The 25035-nt window shown below is 48.8% G+C and carries 20 protein-coding genes; 9 read left to right on the plus strand and 11 right to left on the minus strand.

What is annotated here, in order from left to right; translation table 11 throughout:
- Window positions 1–219: 219 nt before the first annotated feature.
- The 5 genes from zwf (at window position 220) to pgi (ending at window position 6097) form a co-directional block, all read left to right on the plus strand.
- A complete protein-coding gene (gene zwf, locus HMPREF2711_RS09135; RefSeq protein WP_003745737.1) occupies window positions 220–1665 on the plus strand; it encodes a glucose-6-phosphate dehydrogenase in 1446 nt (481 codons plus the stop codon).
- A 63-nt stretch (window positions 1666–1728) separates the two neighbouring features.
- Complete coding sequence (gene pgl / locus HMPREF2711_RS09140; RefSeq protein WP_003745739.1) at window positions 1729–2424, plus strand: 6-phosphogluconolactonase; 696 nt, start codon at window positions 1729–1731, stop codon at window positions 2422–2424.
- Window positions 2405–3385 (plus strand): glucokinase, encoded by a 981-nt coding sequence (locus HMPREF2711_RS09145; RefSeq protein ID WP_003745741.1) that lies wholly within the window; start codon window positions 2405–2407, stop codon window positions 3383–3385. The genes pgl and HMPREF2711_RS09145 overlap by 20 nt, the downstream gene beginning before the upstream one ends.
- 76 nt (window positions 3386–3461) lie before the next feature.
- Window positions 3462–4310: a DNA-binding transcriptional regulator HexR gene (hexR, locus tag HMPREF2711_RS09150; RefSeq protein ID WP_003745745.1), complete on the plus strand. Its 849-nt coding sequence runs from the start codon at window positions 3462–3464 to the stop codon at window positions 4308–4310.
- A 143-nt stretch (window positions 4311–4453) separates the two neighbouring features.
- Complete coding sequence (gene pgi / locus HMPREF2711_RS09155; protein WP_003745746.1) at window positions 4454–6097, plus strand: glucose-6-phosphate isomerase; 1644 nt, start codon at window positions 4454–4456, stop codon at window positions 6095–6097.
- 51 nt (window positions 6098–6148) lie between these two features.
- Here the strand turns inward: pgi and HMPREF2711_RS09160 are convergent, their stop codons facing one another.
- The 8 genes from HMPREF2711_RS09160 to HMPREF2711_RS09190 all read right to left on the minus strand — a co-directional run bounded on the left by HMPREF2711_RS09160 (window position 6149) and on the right by HMPREF2711_RS09190 (window position 14872).
- Window positions 6149–7246, minus strand: coding sequence for an NnrS family protein (locus tag HMPREF2711_RS09160; RefSeq protein ID WP_003745750.1), 1098 nt, complete (start codon window positions 7244–7246; stop codon window positions 6149–6151).
- A 182-nt stretch (window positions 7247–7428) separates the two neighbouring features.
- Window positions 7429–8043: a CadD family cadmium resistance transporter gene (locus tag HMPREF2711_RS09165; protein ID WP_003703682.1), complete on the minus strand. Its 615-nt coding sequence runs from the start codon at window positions 8041–8043 to the stop codon at window positions 7429–7431.
- Window positions 8044–8240: 197 nt separating this feature from the next.
- A complete protein-coding gene (locus tag HMPREF2711_RS09170; protein WP_003745751.1) occupies window positions 8241–8933 on the minus strand; it encodes an ATP-binding cassette domain-containing protein in 693 nt (230 codons plus the stop codon).
- Window positions 8933–9730: an ABC transporter permease gene (locus HMPREF2711_RS09175; protein ID WP_003745753.1), complete on the minus strand. Its 798-nt coding sequence runs from the start codon at window positions 9728–9730 to the stop codon at window positions 8933–8935. Before HMPREF2711_RS09175 ends, HMPREF2711_RS09170 begins: the two co-directional genes overlap by 1 nt.
- 128 nt (window positions 9731–9858) lie before the next feature.
- Window positions 9859–10602, minus strand: a complete 744-nt coding sequence (locus tag HMPREF2711_RS11335) for a GmrSD restriction endonuclease domain-containing protein (protein ID WP_283118251.1) — start codon at window positions 10600–10602, stop codon at window positions 9859–9861.
- Between the two features lie 38 nt (window positions 10603–10640).
- Window positions 10641–11702 carry a DUF262 domain-containing protein gene (locus tag HMPREF2711_RS11340; RefSeq protein WP_283118252.1) on the minus strand — a complete coding sequence of 354 codons (1062 nt, stop codon included), beginning with the start codon at window positions 11700–11702 and terminating at the stop codon, window positions 10641–10643.
- A gap of 215 nt (window positions 11703–11917) precedes the next feature.
- Window positions 11918–12895, minus strand: coding sequence for an ABC transporter substrate-binding protein (locus tag HMPREF2711_RS09185; protein WP_003745757.1), 978 nt, complete (start codon window positions 12893–12895; stop codon window positions 11918–11920).
- 57 nt (window positions 12896–12952) lie between these two features.
- Window positions 12953–14872, minus strand: a complete 1920-nt coding sequence (locus tag HMPREF2711_RS09190) for a TonB-dependent receptor (protein WP_036493534.1) — start codon at window positions 14870–14872, stop codon at window positions 12953–12955.
- A 308-nt stretch (window positions 14873–15180) separates the two neighbouring features.
- Between HMPREF2711_RS09190 and fumC the strand changes: the two genes are divergently transcribed.
- Entirely contained in the window at window positions 15181–16569 is a 1389-nt protein-coding gene (fumC, locus tag HMPREF2711_RS09195; protein ID WP_003745761.1) for a class II fumarate hydratase, read from the plus strand.
- 50 nt (window positions 16570–16619) lie between these two features.
- Here the strand turns inward: fumC and HMPREF2711_RS09200 are convergent, their stop codons facing one another.
- Both HMPREF2711_RS09200 and argH read right to left on the minus strand, forming a co-directional pair.
- A complete protein-coding gene (locus HMPREF2711_RS09200; protein ID WP_003745762.1) occupies window positions 16620–17144 on the minus strand; it encodes a hypothetical protein in 525 nt (174 codons plus the stop codon).
- Between the two features lie 167 nt (window positions 17145–17311).
- Window positions 17312–18691: an argininosuccinate lyase gene (gene argH / locus HMPREF2711_RS09205; RefSeq protein ID WP_070616016.1), complete on the minus strand. Its 1380-nt coding sequence runs from the start codon at window positions 18689–18691 to the stop codon at window positions 17312–17314.
- 93 nt (window positions 18692–18784) lie between these two features.
- On the opposite strand from argH, the gene HMPREF2711_RS09210 reads away from it, so the two are divergent.
- Both HMPREF2711_RS09210 and acnB read left to right on the plus strand, forming a co-directional pair.
- Window positions 18785–19822, plus strand: a complete 1038-nt coding sequence (locus HMPREF2711_RS09210; protein WP_070616017.1) for a sensor histidine kinase — start codon at window positions 18785–18787, stop codon at window positions 19820–19822.
- 200 nt (window positions 19823–20022) lie between these two features.
- Window positions 20023–22608 (plus strand): bifunctional aconitate hydratase 2/2-methylisocitrate dehydratase, encoded by a 2586-nt coding sequence (gene acnB, locus HMPREF2711_RS09215; RefSeq protein ID WP_070616020.1) that lies wholly within the window; start codon window positions 20023–20025, stop codon window positions 22606–22608.
- 161 nt (window positions 22609–22769) lie between these two features.
- On the opposite strand, the gene HMPREF2711_RS09220 is transcribed toward acnB, so the two are convergent.
- Entirely contained in the window at window positions 22770–24164 is a 1395-nt protein-coding gene (locus tag HMPREF2711_RS09220) for a DEAD/DEAH box helicase (RefSeq protein ID WP_141745668.1), read from the minus strand.
- 429 nt (window positions 24165–24593) lie between these two features.
- Between HMPREF2711_RS09220 and HMPREF2711_RS09225 the strand changes: the two genes are divergently transcribed.
- Window positions 24594–24929: a hypothetical protein gene (locus tag HMPREF2711_RS09225; protein WP_003745772.1), complete on the plus strand. Its 336-nt coding sequence runs from the start codon at window positions 24594–24596 to the stop codon at window positions 24927–24929.
- Window positions 24930–25035: the final 106 nt, after the last annotated feature.

The raw sequence follows: 25035 nt of genomic DNA on the forward strand, positions 1-25035 counted from the left end.
AACTTTTATGTTAAATCAAACAATTTGTAAAAATGAGAATAGACAAAATGTGTAGCCATGTGTAGTATTACTACTCATTAGCCCGCTTGTTTGAAATTTTGGTGCAGGCGATTGGTTTTTTACTGCTTATTGCTTAAAGGCTTTTGATTCTAATCGATTTTTATAGATGATGACAGTCCAAAAGTTTTGAAGCAAGCTTCCTCAACGAGAGATGAAACAATGAGTACACAGACAAATTTTGATTTGGTGTTGTTTGGCGCGACCGGCGATTTGGCAATGCGTAAACTTCTGCCTTGCCTGTATCAGGCGCATGTAGCCGGTTTGCTTCATCCCGAAGGTCGTATTTTGGGCGTAAGCCGCAGCGAATTGGATACCGCCGGCTTTTTGGCCAAAGTGGAAACGAATTCTAAAATCCATGTCAAACAAAACTTCTCAGAAGAAGCGTGGGCATCGTTTATCCAACGTCTTGAGTATTTGAAAGTCGATGTGACAAAGAAAGACGACTTCATTGCTTTGGGCGACTTGGTAAAAGCACGCAAGAATACTGAAAATGTCGTGATCTACCTCTCAACTGCGCCGAAATTCTTTGCACAAGCCTGTGAAAACCTTGCCGAAATCGGTTTGAATGCCGATAACGTGCGCGTGGTTCTGGAAAAACCGCTGGGTACAGACCTGGCTTCTTCCCAGCAAATCAATACAGATGTGGCCCGTTATTTCAAAGAAGAACAAATCTACCGTATCGACCATTATTTGGGCAAAGAAAGCCTGCAAAACCTGCTGGCCTTGCGATTTGCCAATGTGATGTTCGAGCCTTTGTGGAACAACAAATACATTGAAAGCGTACAGCTGACCATTGCCGAGCAGTTGGGCGTGGAAGAGCGCGGCGAGTTCTACGACATTACCGGCGCATTGCGCGATATGGTGCAAAACCACTTGATGCAAATGCTGTGCATGACTGCGATGGAAGCACCCGCCAGCTTGGATGCCGATGCCGTGCGCGATGAAAAAGTGAAAGTCATCAAGGCGTTGAAACCGCTGACCATCGAATCCGTCAATGAAAATGTTATTCGCGGCCAATATGTTGCGTCAAACGGCATGAACGGCTATTTGGAAGAAGTCGATGTACCGAAAGACAGTTTCACTGAAACCTATGTCGCCATTAAAGCCGAAATCGAAAACGAACGTTGGAAAGGCGTACCTTTTTACTTGCGTACCGGCAAACGTATGGCAGGCAAAGTAGCGGAAATTGTGTTGAACTTCCGTCCGCTGCAAAACCATATTTTTGACAACAGCCAAGCCGCGCCGAATCGTTTGGTTATTGAGCTACAACCGACCGAATCTGTCCGCCTTTACACGCAAGTGAAAACCCCGGGTGCAGGCAATAAAGTGGAAGTAACGTCTTTGGGCGTGGATTTGGGCAAAGCCGTAGAAGGCCGCCGCGCCGAGGCTTATGAGCGTCTGCTGCTGGATGTGATTAACGGCAAACTCGCTTTGTTCAACCGCCGCGACGAACTCGAAGCCGCTTGGGAATATGTGATGCCGATTTTGGAAAACTGGGCGAACAATACAACGCCTCCACATGCTTACGAAGCCCATTCTTGGGGTCCTGAAGCTGCGCGCGTGCTGTTAGCGCGCGACGGCAACAAGTGGCACGAAGAGCAATAATATTTCTTTCAGACGGCCTTGTTTTCCAACAAAAGGCCGTCTGAAACCATGAAAGGACGAAACATGTTTGTTTGGCACGAACAAGAAAACGCTGCAACTGCCGCGCAAGCTTTGGCCGATGCCGTTGCCGCCGCACTGCAAACCGCATTGAATGAGAAAGACCATGCGGTTTTGGCCGTTTCCGGCGGTCGTTCGCCGATTGCGTTTTTCGAGGCTTTGTCGCAAAAAGATTTAAATTGGCAAAACATCGGCATTACTTTGGTGGACGAGCGTATTGTCCCGACCACGCATGCCGACAGCAATACGGGCCTGGTGCGCGAATATCTGCTCAAAAATAACGCGGCCGTTGCCACATGGATTCCGGTTGTTGAAGACGGAAAATCTGAAACTGAATTACAACCAGAAGTTGTTGTTGCTTACGCATTGAAACATTACAAGCAACCTGACGTGCTGGTGTTGGGCATGGGTTCAGACGGACATACGGCGTCGTTGTTCCCTCAAGCGCCTCAATTACAGGCCGCAATCAATGAAGCCGATGACCCGACATTGATTCATACCACGCCGGTTACCGCGCCGCATGAGCGCGTAAGCATGACTTTGGGTGCGATTGCCAAAACGCCGAATGTGTTTTTGGCCATTCAAGGCGCAGAGAAAAAAGCAGTATTTGATAAAGCTGCCGCAAGGGCCGATACCGAATATCCGACCAGCCTGATTCTCAATCATCAAGGAATTAACTGCCATGTCTACTATGCACACTGAAGCTTATCCCCGCCTGGTCGCCGACATCGGCGGTACGAATGCCCGTTTTGCGCTTGAAACTGCCCCGCAAGTGATTGAGAAGGCTGAAGTTTTACCATGCAAAGATTACGATACTGTCGTTGATGCCGCTAAAACTTATTTGGAACGCGCAGGCAGCCCGAAAGTTTTGCACGCCGCCTTTGCGATTGCCAATCCGATTTTGGGCGATTGGGTGCAAATGACCAACCACCACTGGGCGTTTTCCATCGAGACCACCCGTCAGGCTTTGGGTTTGGAAACCTTGATTCTGTTGAACGACTTTACCGCCCAAGCTTTGGCAGTGACCAAAACCGAAAAGAAAGACCTGGTACAAATCGGCGGGCAAAAGCCCATCGAATTTGCGCCTAAAGCCGTTATCGGCCCGGGTACAGGTTTGGGTGTCAGCGGTTTGGTGCACAGCGCCGCAGGCTGGGTGGCTTTGTCAGGCGAGGGCGGCCATACCAGTTTTCCGCCGTTTGACGATATGGAAGTGTTGATTTGGCAATACGCTAAAAACAAATACGGTCATGTTTCTGCCGAGCGTTTCTTGAGCGGCGCAGGTTTGAGCCTGATTTACGAGGCATTGGCCAAACGCGACAACATCAAGCAATACCGTCTGAAGCCGTCTGAAATTACCGATAAGGCATTGAGCGGGACTTCTCCGCTTTGCCGTCAGACTTTGGATATTTTCTGCGCCATGCTGGGTACGGTTGCTTCCAATTTGGCTTTGTCATTGGGTGCGCGCGGCGGCGTGTATTTGTGCGGCGGCATTATCCCGCGCGTGTTGGATTACTTTAAAACGTCCCCGTTCCGCAGCCGCTTTGAAAATAAAGGTCGCTTTGAGGCTTATCTTGCCGCTATTCCCGTGTATGTCGTATTGAGCGAGTTTCCGGGCATCGTCGGCGCAGCGGCGGCATTAGACAATCATTTAAATAACGTTTAAACACACAAACGGCGGTGCAGGGCAGGGGTGGAGAAAACCCTTGTCCTGAACGTCAAAAAATCAAAGGGTAGAGTATATGTTAAGCAAAATCAGCGAATCATTGTCCAACCTCTCCGGCGCAGAACGCAAAGTTGCTGAATCTGCGCTGGCCGAGCCGAAATGGTTCGTTCATGCCGCTGTGGCGGAAATTGCCGAGCGTGCGTCCGTCAGTCAGCCGACAGTAATCCGTTTCTGCCGCAGCCTGGGTTACAAAGGCTTGCCTGAGTTCAAACTTGCTTTGTCTGCCAGCATCGGCCACGAAGGCATGCCTTACGTTCATGAAGAATTAAACGCCGATGACAACATGGGCAGCGTGGTTGAAAAAGTATTGGGCAATGCCGCAGCCTCCCTCTTGGGCGAGCGCCGCTTCCTGAAAGAATCCGAGCTGGAAAACGCGATTGCCATTCTGATGCACGCGCGACGCGTTGAGTTTTATGGTGTCGGCAACTCCGGCATCGTAGCCCAAGACGCGCAACACAAATTTTTCCGCTTCGGCATGTCCACTGTTGCTTATGTCGATACGCATACCCAGCTGATGGCGGCTTCCGTATTGACCGAGCAGGATGTGCTGGTGGCGATTTCCAATACCGGCTCGTCTATCGAATTGCTGGACGCGGCCAGTATCGCCAAAGAAAACGGCGCATCCGTTATCGCACTGACCCGCAATGATTCGCCGTTGGCCCAAATGGCCGATTGCGTATTGAGCATTGCCACTCAGGAAAATGCCGAGCTTTATACGCCTATGGTGTCCCGTCTTCTGCAATTGGCCGTTATCGACATTCTTGCCATCGGCTTGGCCTTACGCTTGGGCGATACCGCCAGCACGCAACTGCAAAAAAGTAAGAAAAGCATACACAACAAACACATCGAATACGATAAAGATTGATTCTTCACTGACATTTTCAGACGGCCTCGTCCCATATCCAGGCCGTCTGAAACCTCAAAAAACGGAAACCATCCCGTTCCCGTTTCAGACGACCTCACGGCCGTTTTCTCAACAAAACTGTCCACTATCCAGGAGAGCATCCGATGAAACACCTTCACGATTTACCGGCTTGGTCAAAATTATGGATACATTTTGACGAAACCAAAGAACAACACATGCGCGAAATGTTCGATCAAGATCCCGAACGTGCCGAGCGTTACTGGCTGCAAGTCGGCGGCCTGACACTGGATTATTCCAAAAACCGTATCAACGATGAAACCATGGCACTGTTGTTCGAGCTGGCGCGTGAAGCAGGCGTACCGGAACGGATGCAGCAAATGTTCCACGGTGAAAAAATCAATACAACGGAAAACCGCGCCGTTCTCCACGTCGCCCTGCGTAACCGCACCAACGCCCCCATCGTCGTAGACGGCGAAGATGTGATGCCTAAAGTCAACCATGTCCTGCAACGCATGGGCGAATTTGCACACGAAGTCCGCAGTGGCAGCTGGTTGGGCTATACCAACCAAGTCATCACCGACGTCGTCAACATCGGTATCGGCGGCTCCGACCTCGGTCCGCTGATGATGTGTACCGCGCTCAAACAATTCGGCCATCCGCGTTTGAACATGCACTTCGTCTCCAACGTGGACGGCTCCCAACTGCGCGACGTATTGTCCAAAGTCCACCCCGAGACCACCCTCTTCATCATCGCCTCCAAAACCTTCACCACCCAAGAAACCCTGACCAACGCCCTGACCGCGCGTAAATGGTTCTTGGATCATGCAGGCGATGAAAGCGCCGTGGCCAAACACTTCGTTGCTGTATCGACCAACCAAAAAGCCGTAGCCGAATTCGGTATCGATACCGCCAATATGTTTGAATTTTGGGACTGGGTCGGCGGACGATACAGTCTTTGGTCAGCTATCGGCCTGCCGATTATGCTGTATCTCGGCGAAGAGAACTTCATCGAAATGCTCAACGGCGCGCACCTGATGGACCAACACTTCATCAATACGCCGCTAGAGCGCAACATGCCCGTCATCCTTGCCCTCATCGGCATCTGGTACATCAACTACTACGGCGGCGGCAGCCACGTCATCGCCCCTTACGACCAACACCTCCACCGCCTGCCCAAATTCATCCAGCAGCTCGATATGGAGAGCAACGGCAAACAAGTGACCCTTGACGGCAAACCGGTCGGTTACGAAACTTCCCCGATTATTTGGGGCGAAACCGGTATCAACGGCCAGCACGCATTCTTCCAGCTGCTGCACCAAGGTACGCACATCACGCCGATTGACCTCATCGCCTCGCTTGAAAAACGCAGCAATTTGCAAGGCCATCACGAAATCCTGTTGGCCAACGTCTTTGCCCAAGCCGAAGCCTTTATGCGCGGCAAAACCCCAGACGAAGTCCGCGCCGAACTCAAAGCCCAAGGCATGGAAGCAGAGCGCATCGAAGAGCTGGTTCCGCACAAAACCTTCTCAGGCAACCGCCCGACCAACCTCATCCTCATGGACAAAATCAACCCGCGCAATATGGGTAGCCTGATTGCCATGTACGAACACAAAACCTTCGTTCAAGGCATTATTTGGGGCATCAACAGCTTTGACCAATGGGGCGTAGAACTCGGCAAACAACTGGCTAAAACCATTCTTGCCGAATTGAACGGCGAGACTGAAGTGCAAAAACACGACAGCTCGACTACACGTCTGATTAATCTTTATTTGAACGCCAACAAATAAAGCATTTATTTAAAGCTAAGGTCGTCTGAAACTTTCAGACGGCCTTTTGTTTTATTCCGGATCATCCGTAAACGCATTTTCCCGAAATATCGGTACAAATGTGAAAAGATACAGTACGAATACGACGATGGTCAGAATCGCGGGGATGGTAATGAAAAATATCGGGTTCACGTTCATTAAAAAGGTGCGCGAGACGGCGGCCATAAAGAGCAGGGGAACGGCAATGCGGCAGAGTTTTGGGTAGTCGAGTTTGGTAAAACCGCTGTGCCATAATCCGGCGGTCAGCCACACCATCATCACGCCGCCCATCATGCCGCCGAGTGTAATCAGATGCAGGGGCGTGGAGGCGGGCAGGTTTTGCAGTTTCGCCGTGCCTGTCCACAGATAGCCTGCAGCGGCAAAAAGCTGGAGCAGGTAATAAGTGCGGACGTAGTGTTTGTGCAGGAGTTCGTGATGGTGAAGCTCACGCAGCTTGGCGAGCAGAATGAAGCCGACGGCAAGCGCGGTAAAACCGGCGGTTTGCGCGGGCAGCCAAAGTTCGGCGGCGGCGTGCAGCAGCAGGAAGGTAATGGCGATGTTTTTATAGACGACGTTGGGGATGAATACGGGGTCTTTCAGACGACATTCTTTAAGAGCTTCCGCACCCAGAAGGACGCTGACGCGGACGGATACGAACATCACCGCTGCCATGTTCAGATGCACTTGCGCGCGCAACAGGTTTAAATCGCCAGTCGCGGCATAGGCCGTCTGAAAAACGGTAAACGCGGCAAGCAGCATTAACAGGGCGAAGTTGTCAGTGTTGCGGTCGAGCCAAATCAGCCAGGCGCAAAACAGCAGCAACACCAGCCAATAGGCAGCAACGAAAAACGAGGCAGGTTGCGGCGCAAACGGCAGCAGGATGGATGCGGCAAGCAACAATGCCGCCATCAAAGTAGCGACAGGTTTCAGACTGCCTTGATAGCCCGTCCATTCGAGCATGGCGGCAGTCAAAAAACCACCATATGCCGCAGGCAGCATGAGTTCCAAGAAGATTTGGCGGTGCAAAATGACGGCTCCGGGGCTGATGAAAAAGACCACCGCGCCGAGTATGGCAAGCACCGCTGCGCCGACGAAAAACGGCCGCATGGGGTGGGTGAAAAATTTATTCATGGCTTGGCTTGATTCTGCATGAAGATGCTTTCGGATATGGGTTTATTGGGTGGACAGGGCCGTATCTTTTGCCAAAGAGGCAAGCCTGTGGCCTGCTTGCCCTCTCTCTAACCCTCTCCCTGTGGGTTAGGGAGAGGGCAACGAACCGCAAGGTTTGTCAGATACTCAAATGCCCGTATCATTCATATTATTGATATTATTGTTCGAATTGTATTATTTTCAATAATAATAAATAACCCTAAACCAATATAAATAACAGCCATTATCCAACGACTAAACTTCTCTACAATTTCACCAACACCTGAAATATTAGCCAATCTTTGTGCTGTATATACTAAAACAAAAATCAATATTAAAAATACAAGAAGAGTAACTAATAAGTCGACAAGATCTAAAGTCACAAAGTAAGGAACAAAAAGTCCAATATTATCTGCACCACAACTAGCAACTGTAACCAAAGCAACAATACCGACTAATTTTGACAACCCTTTTTCATCCAATTCTTTTTTAGCTCTTTTTTCGCCCTCACAATCGTCGTAAATAGCAACTTTAATACCTAAGTAAATCGGTATTAAACCTAATAAACCCAACACCCATTTTTCCGGAACATAATTCAAAACAAAAGCTAGAAATAAACTAACTAATATTAAAATTACAGAACCTAAATATTGTCCGATATAAATATCTCGATATTCTTTTCTAGTATTTGCTCTAGCAAAAAATATTAATAGTATTACCAACAAATCTACTGCTGTAGCAATATATAAAACAGCAGCAGTAATCACAGTCGAAAACATAAAGCACCTCATAATGAATCCCCTGCCTCCTTGGTACCACGGCTTTTTCAAAAACCGAATCGCGTTCGGATAACAGATTCGTATCTTTCGCTAAAGAGGCAAGCCTACGGCTTGCTTACCCTCTCCCTGGCCCTCGCCCCGTGGGAGAGGGTTAGGGAAACGAACCGCAAGGTTCGTCAGATACTCAAATGCCCGTATTATTCATAATAATGAATCCCCTGAAACTCCCTTGCCACCACTGCTTCTTCAAAAGCAGAATCGCGTTCGGACAGCGGCGAGGGCAGGGTAATTACGTTTTGCACGTTCATGCCCTTAGCGGAAAGCAGCATGATTTCATGGCTTAGGCGCGCGGCTTCAAAGCGGTCGTGCGTTACCAGCATACACGCCATGCCCTGCCGCTCGATTTTTTCCACCAGCATGGCAACCAAAATATCGCGCAAATCGCGGTCCAAACCGACAAACGGCTCGTCCAGCAAGGCTAGGTCGCAGCCGCACAGCAGCAGGCGCAAAAACGCCACCCGTTTCGCCATGCCGCCGGACAACTCGGTCGGATATTTGTTCAAATCGCCCGCAGTCAGCCCGACTTTCGCCGCCAGTGCGATGATTTCGCCTTCATCGGGTTTGTCCATAAAAATCGCGATATTCTGCATCGCGGTCAAGTTTTCAGGCAGGCGATTTTCCTGAAACAGAAAACCCGTTTTGCGGAAAGTATTGCGTATCGTGCCCGATTTTGGCGTTTCCAAACCGGCAATCAATCGCAAAACCGTCGTCTTGCCGCAGCCGCTCGGCCCGAATAAAGCTTTTACTTCGCCATGTTGCAGATTCAAACTGAAATCGCGCACGATGGGGTCACGGAGAATTTCAAAACGCACGTTTTCAAGACGGAGCATCATCTTCTCCACGGCATAAACAAAATTTCCAAAGGCTTGGTAATCAGGTATTCAAACAGCGACACAAACACGATAACCAACACCACATAAGCCATCACCGTCGAAGTCTCCAGCATCGCCCTCGCGTCCGCAATACGCGCGCCCACGCCTTCGCTCGCGCCCAAGAGTTCCGCCATAATCACTACCTTCACCCCCATCGCCACCGCCACGCCGATGCTGGAAATCACATAGCCCGTCAGGTGCGGGATATACAGATAACGGATTTTTTTCAGACGGCCTAATTTATAAGCGTCAAACAACTCCTCATGCTGCTTGTTCACGCTCGCCATTCCGACTGCCGCACTCGCAAACGTCAGCGGCGCAACCAAGACAATGATGGTAAACAGCACGCTCGGATTGCCGAAACCGAACCAAAACAACGCCATCACCACCCAAATAATCGGCGGCATCGCCAACAAAACCGTAATCACAGGCTTAAGCAACGCCATCGCCGTCTTAAAACTGCCCGCCACCAGCCCCGCCGCTAGTCCTGCTACCAAAGCAACCGAAATGCCCACCACAGAACGCCACAGCGAAATCCCGATTTCGTTTTCCTGAAAATGTTTCAATAAATCTAAAGACTTTTGAAACACCTCCACCGGCGCAGGCAGCATAAACTCGCCGAACACGGCACTGCCCCACGCCCACAACGCCACTACCACCATCGCCACGCTCAAACCGGCAAAGCCGCTCCAAAGGTAGTCGATGATGTAAAACACCGCAGGCTGCGGTTTGCGTATTTTGTCGGTTTTAATCATGGTTTGAGTGTTGGTTGAAGGGGATGGTTTGGGGACGGTAGATCATCTGAAAAAATGGTGATTGGGTTAGATGGAACACCGTAACCCAACCTATACTTACTTTTTGAATTTAGCAATTTTTATGATTTCTAGTTTTTTAATTCATGATCCCAAATTTGCTCACAAATAGCTTGATAAAGTTTTTGTCTTTCATCAATATCTTTCTTTTTAAATTCGGTATGAGCTCGAAATGGTAAATTTAATTCATTTGTTGGATTGATGAAATTAGGATTTTTCTCATATGCCAACGGACAAAGTGATTTTACCAATAAATTTTCTTTTATATAGTGAGTATGTTTTTTTTCATATGGTAAATCCCCATAAGATTGATTTATACCCCTTGGTAATAATACCAAATCACCAATTTTATTTCGGTATTGTTTGAACTCATGTTCTTGCTTAAACTCATCAGTATGATCTAAAAATTTATCAGCCCAAATATGCTCTACTTCAAAAGGTTTTCCTGACTCTGGCTGGAAATAACTTACAAAATTCGTATTTATTCCCGCTTTCTGTTCAACCCAAGCAGTAATACGAGAAAGTAAAAATTTTACGAATCTATAATTTTGTCCATGAAGTCGGAAGTCAGCCATCCCATTAAATGATTCTTGCATTTCAGAAAGTTTCTTAGAGAGTATGGCTTTCAGTTCATCAATATTTTTTCCTCTAATATCTTTAACTAAAAGATACATGGTATAACGAATTGAATTTGCTGAAAATTTCCTAAAGTTAATGGAGCGTTTTACAACAAATGTTTCAATATAACGTGCAACTATATTTATTTTCCTACAAACTATTTCTTCACTATCGGAAAGATTTAATGGAGAAAGCATTAATGGAAAACTTAATGTTGGAGCAATACCCCATTGATTTATATAATAACATACTCAAGTCCTGTGGTTAGCGTTTTTTCTGCATTAAGAATCTTAATATAAGATTTCAAATAGAATTTGAAATCTTTTTGAATAAAATTTTCAAAAGTTTGGTCATCATTCTCATCTAACCCAATTTTCTTTAGATTATCTCTAACCCAGCTATGAAAACGAGTCCCTATTTTTTCAAAATCCTCATTTTGTGAACCTACTCCACCTGAACGAATACTATCAGCATACTTAGCTCTTAACCAAGATTGGAAAAATCTCTGTTCTTCATCCCTTTCAAAGGATTTAAGGTCTATCATCGCTTTCTTCCATTGCTCATTAGATAGCTTTCGTTTATCAGAATTTTTAAATCTAGATAAAATAAATCCTTTCAACATCTCAGATGGTGTAAGATTTAATCCTCGATCATTCATGGTTTCAAAAATGGTATAAGCATTTTCATCTGAATATGCAATAATTTCTACCATAATAACGTTATACTTTAGCCAATCTATAAAGAATGGAAAAGCTTCATTTTTTAACTCTTCGGGAAATGCCTCCACTATATCCTGATAACGCTTTGCCATGTTTATTGTTGATTCATCATCATCTTCATGTGGATTATATTCACCATGATTAAATAATGCTTCAAGGCAGGTAACTCTTTCTTCTACTGTAATATTAAAAGACTTATTTCCACGAAGTTCTGAAAAAATCATTGATTCGATCTTTTCTGATTGATTCAATTCTTTTTGTAAATTATTGAGATAAATTAAAAATAAAGTAAGTGAAGTTAGACGCTGCTGCCCATCAATAATACTGCGTTTTCCATCTTTTAAACTTACTACAAATGGACCAAGATAATAGTTATTATATTTTTCTCCTTCCTCTCGTTTATCTCCAGATGTATATTCTGTAAGAAAAGTAGACGTTAAATCAGTAACTAATGCTTCAATATGTTTTTTTTCCCAACTGTATTCACGCTGAAAAAAATCTACTGTATATTTTTGTTCATTTAATACATCAAATACATTTCTATGATGTGCTTCAATTTTGTTTTTAAAGTTACTCATTATTTTCCTTGGGTTTTATAAAATTAAATTATAACATTATGTATGTTTTTAGAATATATTTATCAAGGTAATCGTTACATATTTTCTAAACTTTATTTTGTGTATTAAAATTTTTCCTAAGCTATTCAGTTAACTAATGCCTTGATGAGCCGTCTGAAAATAGAAGATTGAATACTCACGACTATTCTACACTTTCAGACGGCCTCTCTCCCATTTTAAGCCAAGAAGAACCCGTTATCCGGCAGCTTGCCGCCTAAAAGTTTTGGGTTGAACTGCATTAGGATTTCGTAAAACTTCAAAATCTCGTTTTTCACTTCGCTGCCTTTGGTTACCGTCAGCCGCGCGCCGTCCAAGCCCATGACTAGGGCGGGTTCGGGGGCGGGGAGGTAGTTTTTGCCGATTTTCGCGGCGCTTTGGCGGTTGGCGAGTATCCAGTTGAGCGCGTTTTTCAAATCCTGATGGAAGAGGTCGAACTGCGCTTTGTGCGCGTGGAAATATTCTTCGTTGGCGATGATGCCTGCCATCGGAATCAGCGGTTTGGTGTCAAACGCCTGTCCCCATGCTTTCACCAAGTCAAAGCCGCGCACGACGTTTACCCCCATGGTTTTGCCTTTCAGTAGGCTGGCGGTTGCCATCGGTTCTGGCAGGATGGCGGCGTGGTAGTCCTTGCTCAAAAACAGTCCGACTGCTTCGGGCGGTGTGGCAGTGTAAGTGATGCCGACTTTGTGTGCGTCGATTTTCAGTTTTTTCAACAAAGCTTGCAGCACGATGTCGGGCATGTCGTTTTTAAATGGCACAAGGATTTTTTTGCCGACCAAATCCTGCGGCGAGGTAATCGCGCTGCCTTTGCACATCAGCTGCGTGATGCCGTTGGTCAAAATATTCACCATGCCGACTTTCTGCCCTTGGTTGCGCAGGTTCACGCCGACATTGCTCGGACTCATCATGACTTTAAATTGTCCGCTTGCTACGCCTGCACGCAGTTGATCGGGCGAACGCCAAATTTTCAGCGATACATCCGCCTGTTTCGCCAGCTTGCCTTGCAACGCCGCTACGGCAATGGTAACGCTGGGCATCGCCGGTGCGCCGTACACGGTAAATTGCTCTTTACCGGCTGCCAACAATGAAGGCGAAACGCCTGCGGCTGCCAGCGCGGCGGTCATTTTTAAGAAATCGCGTCTTTTCAGTTCCATTTTTTATCTCCTAATTCTTAATAAGCCAATGCAGGCATTCTTTCAGACGGCCTGATTTTAAAATGCCGCATGCAAACTCAACCAATATGTCCTGCCCGGTGCATACACTACACTGGGCGACAGGGCGAGGACGTGGTCGCCGCTGATGTATTCGGCGTATTTTTTGTTGAACACGTTGTTCACGCCCAAGCGCAAGCCGTATTTGTCTTTGATGTTTACGCCTGCGTAAAGGTCGGCAACGGTAAAGCCTTTGGCGGCTTCGCGTTTGTCTATGCCCAGACCGCTTGCCGCGTCAAAATCGCCGCGCGTTTGTTTGGCGACAAAGCGTGTTGCTGCGCCGATGTTGTAGCTGCCGTGGGCAAAGTAGTTTTTGTAGTCGGCTTGGACGGCGGCTTCAAACGGACGGATTTGATAGAGCGGTCTGCCGTCGGTTTCGTTGTGTCCGTAGTTGTAGGTGGCTTTGATACCTGCCGCCCAATGCGGATTGAAGTTGTAACGCGCGTAGGCCTGCGCGGTAAACAATCGTGCGTCCACGTTGCGTGTGATGATGCCGCCGCCTTTGGAAGCCGTGCCGCTTTGTCCGTGGGCGCGGTCAAAAATAATCAGGTCTTTGACTTTGTCCGCCACAAGTGTGCCGCCCACGTTCCAGCCTGCGCCTGCGAGCGAGTTCATGTAGCCGTTGTAGTAGTCGTTGCGGCTGTCGGCGTTGAGCTTGATGCGGTTGTGTTTTTCGGTTTTCAGCAGGGGATTGCCTGCGATGGCGGCGGCTGGGGTTTGGTTCATCAACGCGCCGTTCATGCGGTTTTGCACGATGGCGGCAAGCGAGTTGAAGCGTTCGGTGTTGTCGCCGATGCGTTCTAAGTGAGCAAGGGAAACGCTGTATTTTTGCGTTTCAGACGGCGTGAAATCGTATTTGAGTTCGCCGGAGAAGGCATGGCGGCGAACTTTGCCGTTGAAGTCGTAGCCGTAATGGGTTTTCCAGATTTGTTGCGATGAGGCGAAGGCAAGGTTGCGGTTCATCGGATGGGCGGGCTGCGCTGTATTTTTGCGTACGTCCGCTTCGTTGATTTCGTAGCTTAAGCCCAAACCCAGTTTGTGTTGGTCGTTGAACTTGTAAGACAGGGTATCGGCGATGCGCCAGCGGTCAATGTGCACATCGGCGAAACGGTAGCCGTTGAGGAAGTCGCGCATGGCGGTGTGGGCGTTGCGCTCGCCGTTTTGGCTGTCGTTGCGGTAGCTGACGGCGACGTTGTTGTGGAATTTACCAAAGTCCGCATCGTGTTTGAGTGAGAAGTCGTACACTTTGCGGTCAAGCTCTACGAATACTTGCTGCGGCGTGTTGTTTGGACGCAGAGAGTAATTGTCGGCATGGCGTTTGAGTTTGATGATGCCTGCTTCCGCGCTGACCGTATTGCTCAAATCGGCATTGCCCCAACGCGCGTTGAGTTTGGCGATGTGGCGTTCGGTATCCAATGCGTCATTGACGAACTGCGGTTGGCGGTCGTTGTTGATGTCATCGTGTAGATAGGTGAGGCGGTATTCTTGATTTTCAGACGGCACGAAACCGAGTACCAAAGCTTGATTAAAACGGCTGTATTTCCAATCTGTTTGATTGCCGTCGCCGTCTTTATAGCCGTTGGCCTTGGTGTGATTGAGGTTGACCACGCCGTACACTTTCGCCCCGCGCGCTTGCGCGGTAATGGAATTGTAAAAGCTTTTGCCGTAAAAACCGCTGTTTGCTTTCAGCGGACGGAAGGCTTGGTCTATGTTTTCGGTAACAAAGTAATGATCGCTGCGGTCGGTGCGGTCAAATTGGTTTTCGGGGAAATAGCCTTGTGCGGCGGTCGGTGCAATCGGTTTGGGAGGGGAAAAGGTTTTGACAGGCTGGATTTCATCAGGGTCTGCCAAGGTTTCGGCAAAGCCGTTTGCGGCGGCAAAACCGCTCATTAACAGGTAAACCAAATGTTTTCGTTTCATCTTTATCTCCTGATAATCATTTTTATTCATTATGCTCTTGGAGAGAAACAAAGTAAAGAAACGATAAGGTATTTATTGTCGATAAATACCTAACGTAGAACACAAATCGGCAAGGAGGAAAATTTTTAGAAGAGGGGAGCGGCGGCGCAGGTTGTATTTGCTCCGAAATCGGGTTTTATCTTCTATTAATATTTCAGGTTGATAAAGCAAAAGGCCGTCTGAAAACCTCTCTCTTTTCAGACGGCCTTTTGCTGGGTATAATAAATTTACGAATCATTATTATTTCTGTTTAAATGTAGGAGAAACGCATGAGTACCCGTACCGAACACGACACCATGGGCAATGTCGAAGTCCCGTCCGAAGCCTATTGGGGCGCGCAGACCCAGCGTAGCTGCAACAATTTCAAAATCGGCGGCGAAACCCTGCCGCAGCCGCTGATTTATGCTTTGGCGCTGGTGAAAAAAGCCGCCGCCGCCACCAATGTTTCCCTCGGCAGGATTAAGCCTGAGCAGGCGGATTTGATTACGCAGGCGGCGGATGACGTGTTGAACGGCAAGCTCGACGGGCAGTTTCCTTTAGTGGTTTGGCAGACCGGCTCCGGCACGCAGTCCAATATGAACATGAACGAAGTGCTGGCGAACCGTGCCAACGAAATCGCCGGTACGGGTTTGGCGGCGTACCAGCCCGTCCATCCCAACGACCATGTGAACCACGCGCAATCGACCAACGACGCGTTCCCGACCGCCATCCACGTCGCCGCCGCGATTGAAATCAACCGCCACCTCATTCCGGCGGTAAAAGCCCTACGCGACACATTGGACAAAAAAGCCAAAGAATTCGCCCCCATCGTCAAAATCGGCCGCACCCATTTGCAGGATGCGACGCCGTTGACTTTGGGACAAGAATTTTCCGGCTACGTTTCCCAGCTTGACCACGGCTTAGGCCGTCTGAACGACGCGCTCAAAGGTTTATACGAACTCGCTTTGGGCGGCACGGCGGTCGGCACAGGTTTGAACAGCCATCCCGAATACGCCGAAAAAGCCGCCGCCAAACTCGCCGAACTGTCCGGCCTGCCGTTTGTCAGCGCGCCGAACAAATTTGAAGCCTTGGGCGGACGTGATGCCGCCGTTGCCGCTTCGGGCGCATTGAAAACGCTGGCGGCAAGCCTGAACAAAATCGCCAACGACATCCGCTGGCTGGCAAGCGGCCCGCGCTGCGGTTTGGGTGAAATTAAAATCCCCGAAAACGAGCCGGGTTCGTCCATCATGCCGGGCAAAGTCAACCCGACCCAATGCGAAGCGATGACCATGGTGTGCTGCCAAGTGTTCGGCAACGACGTTACCATCGGCATGGCGGGCGCGTCGGGCAATTTCGAGCTGAACGTCTATATGCCCGTTATCGCCTACAACCTCTTGCAATCCATCCGCCTCTTGGGCGATGCGTGCAACAGCTTCAACGAAAACTGCGCCGCCGGCATCGAACCCGTACCAGAAAAAATCGATTATTTCCTGCACCATTCCCTGATGTTGGTTACTGCGTTAAACCGCAAAATCGGCTACGAAAACGCCGCCAAAGTTGCCAAAACCGCCTATAAAAACGACAAATCGCTGCGCGAAACTGCCGTTGAGTTGGGCTTGCTGACAGGCGAAGAGTTTGACGAACTGGTTGTCCCCGCCGATATGGTTCATCCGCGTTAAGCTTTAATAATGAAACATGCCGTCTGAAAATGTGTTCAGACGGCATGTTTTTATGCTGCGCTTGTCTTTTCTTCGAATAGGGCAAAAATCATTGGCATCAGATTGACGACCATTAGAAACATTATTGAGCTCAAAAATGTACGCCAGGCATAATGCCACGCTTCCTTTCTGTCTGCTTGAGGTAGGAGCGATGCAGAATAGCGGTTGTGTAGGGTTTTTGCGGTGTCATTGTTTTCTAAATAGTCCAACGAAAGTACCAATAATTTGCCTGTGTCCTTGTGTTGTAAGAATTTGGCATGTTCAACCCAGATGCCCGGCTTGGCGTGTTCGCATAAAGATTCAATGCCGACGCAAGAGGCTAAGCTGTTTTGGTTGTTTTGCAAAATCGACAGCTCGTTTTTTTCGGCCTGCATGGTGGCGGCGGAGGTTTGATGAAGGTATGCGCTCATGCCGTTGCGCTCTATTGCTTGGAAATCATGGAGCTGGCTGAATCCGCCATTTTCCCAGGCGACGAATACGGCATAGCAGCCGCTGAATAGGCAGATCATAGCCAATTTTAAGACAATGTTTTTCATCCTCGCTCCTTTTTTTGAAGACGGCGGCAAAGTCAGGAGGCGTGTTTTCTCGTTTGAAGGTAAGTTTAGGTTTTATCAGTTTTTATTGTGAGGTTGAGTGTAACACAGGTAATCAAAAGGCCGTCTGAAAATTTTCAGACGGCCTTTTATTATGTGTTTAGATGGGTTTAAGCCAACAATTTACGCCAGCGTTTCACTTGGAAACGGACTTGTTCAGGCGCGGTGCCGCCCAAGTGGTTGCGCGCGTTTAAGCTGCCTTCGGGTGTCAGCACGCTGTAAACGTCGTCGGCGATCAAACCGCTGAAACCTTGCAGGACTTCAAGCGGCAATTCGCTCAAATCAACACCTGCTTTATCGGCATGGCGCACGGCTTGGGCAACGACTTCGTGGCTGTCGCGGAAAGGCATGCCTTTTTTCACTAAGTAGTCCGCCAAGTCGGTAGCCGTTGCAAAGCCCTGCATTACAGCGGCACGCATATTGTCGGGTTTGACGGTCACGCCGCGCATCATGTCGGCGTAAATGCGCAGGGTGTCGATAAGCGTGTCGGCAGTGTCAAACAAAGGCTCTTTGTCTTCCTGATTGTCTTTGTTGTATGCCAAAGGTTGCGATTTCATCAGGGTAACCAAGCCGATCAGGTGTCCGATGACGCGACCGGATTTGCCACGTACGAGTTCGGGTACGTCGGGGTTTTTCTTTTGCGGCATGATAGACGAGCCGGTGCAGAAACGGTCGGCAATATCGATAAAGCCGAAACGCGGGCTCATCCACAAAATCAATTCTTCGGAAAGACGGCTCAGGTGAACCATAATCAGGGAAGCGGCAGCCGTGAACTCAATGGCAAAATCGCGGTCAGATACGGCATCGAGCGAGTTTTGGCAGATTTGTTCAAAGCCCAACAGCTCGGCGGTGATTTCGCGCTGAATCGGGTAGGTGGTACCGGCCAGTGCGGCGGCGCCGAGCGGCATACGGTTGACGCGTTTGCGGCAGTCGGCCATGCGCTCGAAATCGCGGCCGAGCATTTCGACGTAGGCGAGCATGTGATGCCCGAAGCTGACCGGCTGGGCAACTTGCAGATGGGTAAAGCCGGGCATGACGGTTTCCGCGTTTTGTTCCGCCAAATCGACCAAGGCCGTCTGAAGGTTTTGAATTAGGCTTTGGATAACGGTAATTTGATCGCGCAGCCACAGGCGGATGTCGGTAGCGACTTGGTCGTTGCGGCTGCGGCCGGTGTGCAGGCGTTTGCCGGCATCGCCGATTTTGTCGGTGAGGCGGCGTTCGATGTTCATGTGGACATCTTCCAAATCCAGCGACCAGGAAATAGTTCCTTCCTTGATTTCTGCTATAATCTCGGCCATGCCCTGACGGATGGCGGAGAGGTCGTCTTCGCTCAAAACGCCCGACTGTATCAGCATTTGCGCATGTGCCAGCGAGCCTTGGATGTCCCATTCTGCCAGCCGTTTGTCAAAATCAATCGAGCCGGTATATTTTTTGACCAGCTCGGAAACAGGTTCGTTAAAACGGCCTGACCAGGTTTTGTCCTTGCTCATATCAGCATCCTTAAAATATAAATAAAAAAACAGGGTCTACGTCTTCAATATAGCAGACCCGTCTATACATTATGAAAGAAAACGGTTGAAATCATGTCTATTATACGTCAAATAAACCAGAATTTCGCAGTGCCGGATTTGCGCAATTCCGCAACTTTGGTGCGCCTGCTCATTGTTTTATTAATCAGTTTGTTTATCTTTCCGTTGATGACGGTATCGGGCGTACCTTATCCGGAACAGATTTTCCAACATTTTTCATGGGCTTGCCCCGTCATCCTCTTAATTTTACTTAAGGTCTATTTTTTACAGGCATTTGCGCCGTCCCTGCTTCGTTCGCAGTATAGCGTCGTGATTTCCTACGTTTCCAACCTGCTGATTTTCTTGTTTGTCGATGTAGTGATTTTGAAGACAGAGATGTGGCCGCTGATTCAACACTTCTTCTTGCTGACTTTTTTTTGTTTCAGTTTCATGTACATCGAAGCCGCCCGTCGCAACAGCCTTGCGCCTTCCATTTCCGAAGCCAGGCTGAGCGCGTTGACGGCGCGTATCCGTCCGCATTTCTTGTTTAACAGCCTAAATGCCGCCATCAGCTTAATCCGTCTGCGCCCGTATGATGCGGAAACTTTGTTGGAAAATCTGGCCAACCTGTTCCGCGCACAGCTGCGCGACGGCAGTCAAAACAGCAACTTAGGGCAGGAAATCGAGTGGGCGCAAGAATATATTGCCATCGAGCAAATCCGCATGGGGCATATGCGTGTACAGGTTATGTGGCAACACCATGCGCCCGACGATGCGGAAACGCCGCATCTGCTGCTGCAGCCGCTTTTGGAAAATGCCGTATTCCATGGTGTCGAATCCACCCACCGCCCAGGAATAATTACGGTATTAACAAAATTGGAAAAATCCTCTATTTTCATCAGTATCGAGAATCCGTGCGGAACGGAACCTAATGAAAATACCAAGCCGCATAAAGGCAATTCTATGGCCTTACGCAACCTGAAAGAGCGCCTGACTTTGATGTATGACACCGATGCGAAAATCAGAAGCATCCAATCAGACGGCCTGTTTCGCGTTGAAATCATCTTGCCGTACCGTAAAAAATCAGCCGAAGTTTCCCGTCTGTTTGGCTAAAACGCGTAGAAGAGGGCGGCTTGAGATAAATTAGACTATTAATACATTAAATAAAATAGTTTAAATTTATTACATTCAGTAACATAACTGTTCCCATTTTTTGAAAACTGGTCTATGATGCTTAAAAGGATTGTTTACAATCTTTAACTGCAAATCATTTGCAACTGCCCAGAAGAAAAAACAGAAAAAGGAACAAAGAGATGTTAGAAGCCTATCGTAAAGCCGCCGCCGAGCGCGCTGCCCTTGGTATTCCCGCCCTTCCTCTGACTGCTCAGCAAACTGCTGATTTGGTTGAGCTGCTGAAAAATCCACCTGCCGGTGAAGGTGAATTCTTGGTTGAGCTGTTGGCTCACCGCGTACCGCCCGGTGTGGACGATGCCGCCAAAGTCAAAGCTTCATTTTTGGCTGCCGTTGCCGAAGGCAGCGCATCCAGCCCGTTGATTTCCCCAGAGTACGCTACCGAACTGTTGGGTACCATGCTCGGCGGTTACAACATTCATGCACTCATCGAACTCTTGGACAACGACAAACTTGCGCCTATCGCTGCAAATGGTCTGAAACACACTCTGCTGATGTTCGACTCTTTCCACGATGTTCAAGAAAAAGCCGAAAAAGGCAACAAATACGCGCAAGAAGTATTGCAATCTTGGGCGGATGCCGAATGGTTTACTTCTCGTGCCAAAGTTCCTGAAAAAATCACTGTTACCGTCTTTAAAGTCGACGGAGAAACCAATACAGACGACCTCTCTCCTGCACCTGATGCATGGAGCCGCCCCGATATTCCGCTGCACGCGCTGGCCATGCTGAAAAACCCGCGCGACGGCATCACGCCCGACAAACCGGGCGAAGTCGGTCCGATTAAATTGTTGGAAGAACTCAAAGCCAAAGGCCATCCGGTTGCCTACGTCGGCGACGTGGTCGGTACCGGTTCTTCACGCAAATCCGCGACCAACTCCGTCATTTGGCATACAGGCGAAGACATCCCGTTCGTTCCGAACAAACGTTTTGGCGGCGTCTGCTTGGGTGGCAAAATCGCACCGATTTTCTTCAATACTCAAGAAGACTCCGGCGCATTGCCGATTGAAGTCGATGTATCAGCTCTGAAAATGGGCGATGTCGTCGATATCCTGCCTTATGAAGGCAAAATCGTGAAAAATGGTGAAACCGTTGCCGAATTCAGCTTGAAATCACAAGTATTGCTGGACGAAGTGCAAGCGGGTGGCCGTATCAACCTAATTATCGGTCGCGGTCTGACTGCCAAAGCGCGCGAAGCCCTGAAACTGCCTGCTTCCACCGAATTCCGTCTGCCTCAAGCACCTGCCGAAAGCAAAGCCGGTTTCACGTTGGCCCAAAAAATGGTTGGTCGCGCCTGCGGTTTGCCGGAAGGCAAAGGCGTGCGTCCGGGTACTTACTGCGAACCACGCATGACTACTGTCGGCTCGCAAGATACTACCGGTCCGATGACCCGCGACGAGTTGAAAGACTTGGCTTGTTTGGGCTTCTCCGCCGATATGGTGATGCAGTCTTTCTGTCACACCGCCGCTTATCCGAAACCTGTCGATGTCAGAACCCATAAAGAATTGCCTGCCTTCATCTCTACCCGTGGCGGTGTATCCCTGCGTCCAGGCGACGGCGTGATTCACTCATGGCTCAACCGTCTGCTGTTGCCTGATACAGTCGGTACCGGCGGCGACAGCCACACCCGTTTCCCTATCGGTATTTCCTTCCCTGCCGGTTCCGGCTTGGTTGCTTTCGCAGCAGCCACCGGTGTGATGCCACTCGATATGCCTGAGTCCGTACTGGTACGCTTCAGCGGCAAACTGCAACCGGGCGTAACCCTGCGCGATTTGGTAAATGCCATTCCACTGTACGCGATTAAACAAGGTTTGCTGACCGTTGCCAAAGCCGGTAAGAAAAACATCTTCTCCGGCCGTATCCTCGAAATTGAAGGCCTGCCTGATTTGAAAGTAGAACAAGCTTTTGAATTGACCGACGCATCCGCCGAACGCTCCGCAGCAGGCTGTACCGTGAAGCTCAATAAAGAGCCGATTATCGAGTACATGAAATCCAACATTGTGTTGATGAAAAACATGATTGCCGACGGCTATCAAGACCCGCGCACTTTGGAGCGCCGCATCAAAGCCATGGAAAAATGGTTGGCGAATCCTGAGCTGCTCGAAGCAGATAAAGATGCCGAATACGCCGCTGTGATTGAAATCAACATGGACGACATCAAAGAGCCGATTATTGCCTGCCCGAACGACCCTGACGACGTGTGCTTCATGTCTGAACGCTCCGGCACTAAAATCGACGAAGTGTTCATTGGTTCTTGTATGACCAACATCGGCCACTTCCGCGCCGCTTCCAAACTCTTGGAAGGCAAGTCCGACATCCCCGTCCGCCTGTGGATGGCGCCGCCGACCAAAATGGATGCGAAAGAGTTGTCTGACGAAGGTCACTACGGCGTACTCGGCCGTGCCGGCGCGCGTATGGAAATGCCGGGTTGCTCATTGTGTATGGGTAACCAAGCACAAGTACACGAAGGCGCGACTGTCATGTCCACTTCCACCCGTAACTTCCCGAACCGCTTGGGTAAAAACACCTTCGTTTACCTCGGCTCGGCTGAGTTGGCGGCAATCTGCTCCAAACTAGGTAAAATCCCGACTGTTGAAGAATACCAAGCCAACATCGGTATCATCAACGAGCAGGGCGACCAAATTTACCGCTACATGAACTTCAACGAAATCGACAGCTACAACGAAGTAGCCGAGAAAGTAAATGTTTAATGTAACAAGGTAAACCGATTTTCAGACGGCCTTAAATAACCAAGGCCGTCTGAAACGGATAAATAAAGGACGTGTTCATTACGTCCTTTTTATTTTAGGTTTAATAAAAGGCTGTCTGAAAGATATATTTCAGACGGCCTTTTAGTACAAAACAGCGTGGTTTATTTTACGCCAAAACCAGGTTGGAGTAAGGCGCAAGGCTGACGCTCGTGACGGCTGCGGCGTGTTCTGCCAGCAATTTTGCCGCAGGCAATACCCGGGTCATTTTTGTCTTCTGTTTTTTTCGAGTTTTTGTCCGACTTGCTCGCATATTCGCTGCGTTTGTTTCTGTCATCACGGCGGGAGCGACTGTCGTTGTGTTGATTCTGGTGTGTTTCAGCTTCATCTTGGTTGCTGTTGCTCCACCAATGCGGCTCGAAGCCTTCAATGCGTTCTACTTTCAAATCGCTGCCGGTCAGCTCTTTAATGGCTTCAAACATTTTTTGTTCGGTTTTATCCATCAAGGAAATAGCAACGCCATCGGCACCAGCCCGGCCGGTACGTCCGATGCGGTGGACGTAGTCTTCGGGTTGGGTCGGCAACTCGTAGTTGATGACGAAAGGCAACTCGGCAATATCCAGGCCGCGTGCGGCAACGTCGGTGGCAACCAAAACGCGTAATGTGCCTTCTTTAAAGGCATTGAGGGTTTCCAGTCGGCTTTGTTGGGATTTGTCGCCGTGGATGGATTGCGCGGCGATATGGCGGCGGACGAGGTCGCGGGTAACTTGATCGACGCTTTGTTTGGTTTTGCAGAAAACAATAACTTGATTCATATGCAAATCAACAATCAGGCGTTCGAGTAGATTGCGTTTTTTGAGTGCATCAACGGCAATGATGTGTTGCTCGACATTGGCGTTGGTGGTATTTTGCGCGGCCACCTCGACCATTTCAGGCGTATGCATAAAATCTTGTGCAAGCTTGCGGATAGGCGGTGAGAAAGTGGCGGAGAAAAGCAGGGTTTGTCGCTGTTTGGGCAACATCTGCATGATTTTGCGGATGTCGTCGATGAAACCCATATCCAGCATACGGTCGGCTTCGTCGAGTACAACGATTTCGACTTTGTTTAAATTGATGTTTTTTTGTTTGACGTGGTCGAGCAGTCGGCCAACTGTGGCAACAACGATTTCGCAACCGGCGCGCAAGTCGGCAGTTTGTTTGTCCATATTGACGCCGCCGAAGAGGACGGTGTGGCGCAAAGGGAGGTTTTTAATGTATGCCTGTACGTTTTGGTCGATTTGATCAGCCAGTTCGCGGGTCGGGGTCAATACCAGCATGCGGACGGGGTGCATGGCCGGGGAAGTGCTGGATGTGGCGTAGCGTTTCAGGCGTTCGAGGCTAGGCAGCATAAAGGCGGCGGTTTTGCCTGTGCCGGTTTGGGCGGCGGCTAAAAGGTCGTGTCCGGCCAACGCCTTAGGAATGGCTGCGGCCTGGATAGGCGTCGGGTTTTCATAACCCTGATCGGTCAGGGCAGAGACCAATTCGCTGCCTAAACCGAGTGAAGAGAAAGGATTCATGATAGCGGCTTTCTGTTCAGACGGCCTTTTGCATAATAAGGCCGTCTGAAAAAATCTGATTCTGAAATGGACAAACCGCAGTATGGTGTCGATTCTGCGGTTTGAAAAAAATGGGGTACGGAAAATCCGTCAAGTAGTCCATTATGCCATAAAACGAAGGACTCCCCAAATGATGGCGACAGCTTTGATTGGCCTGATTTTGATATTTTTACAGTCTAAGAGAAGAAAAATCAATTGATCGGCAAGGTTTTGAGTTTATTGAGGATTAAGCATTTGTCTTAACGTCAATAGGATTAATTTATCAAAAACTTACAGGCTAAAATGAAACTAAATTGGAATTGGGTACTCAATATTGAGGTGCAGGGCTGGTTGACAGCCTGTATCTCCCGTTTAACGGTAAACCATAAAATTAAAATTTAGGAATATACAATTATGAAAACTTTATTGATCGCTCTTGCAACCGGTAGCCTGATGTTGGCAGCTTGTTCTTCTTCCAAACCTGCTGAAGAAGCGGCAGCGCCACGCGTCACTGTTGAAGAAGCAATGACCCAATGCCAACAGGCATCTGGTGAAAATGCTGACCGCGCTGTGTTTGATGCCTGCATGAAAGACAAAGGCTATCAACGTACCGCTGAATCAGCTGCTTCCGAGCCTGCTGCCTCTGAACCAGTAGCAGCGCCTGAGGCTGTTGCTCCTGAAGCTGCCGCATCCGAGCCTGCTGCTAAAGCCGCTCCTGCAAAAAAAGCTGCTAAAAAAGTGAAAAAATAAGCTTCATAAAATTCAAGGTAGTCTCGCTCATCAATACTCCGGATGAAAGCAGGCTGTAGAGCAACTTGAAGACAAAGGCCTTCTGAATATGTTTCAGACGGCCTTT

The sequence above is a fragment of the Neisseria sp. HMSC070A01 genome (genome assembly GCF_001810165.1).
Taxonomy (GTDB): Bacteria; Pseudomonadota; Gammaproteobacteria; order Burkholderiales; family Neisseriaceae; genus Neisseria.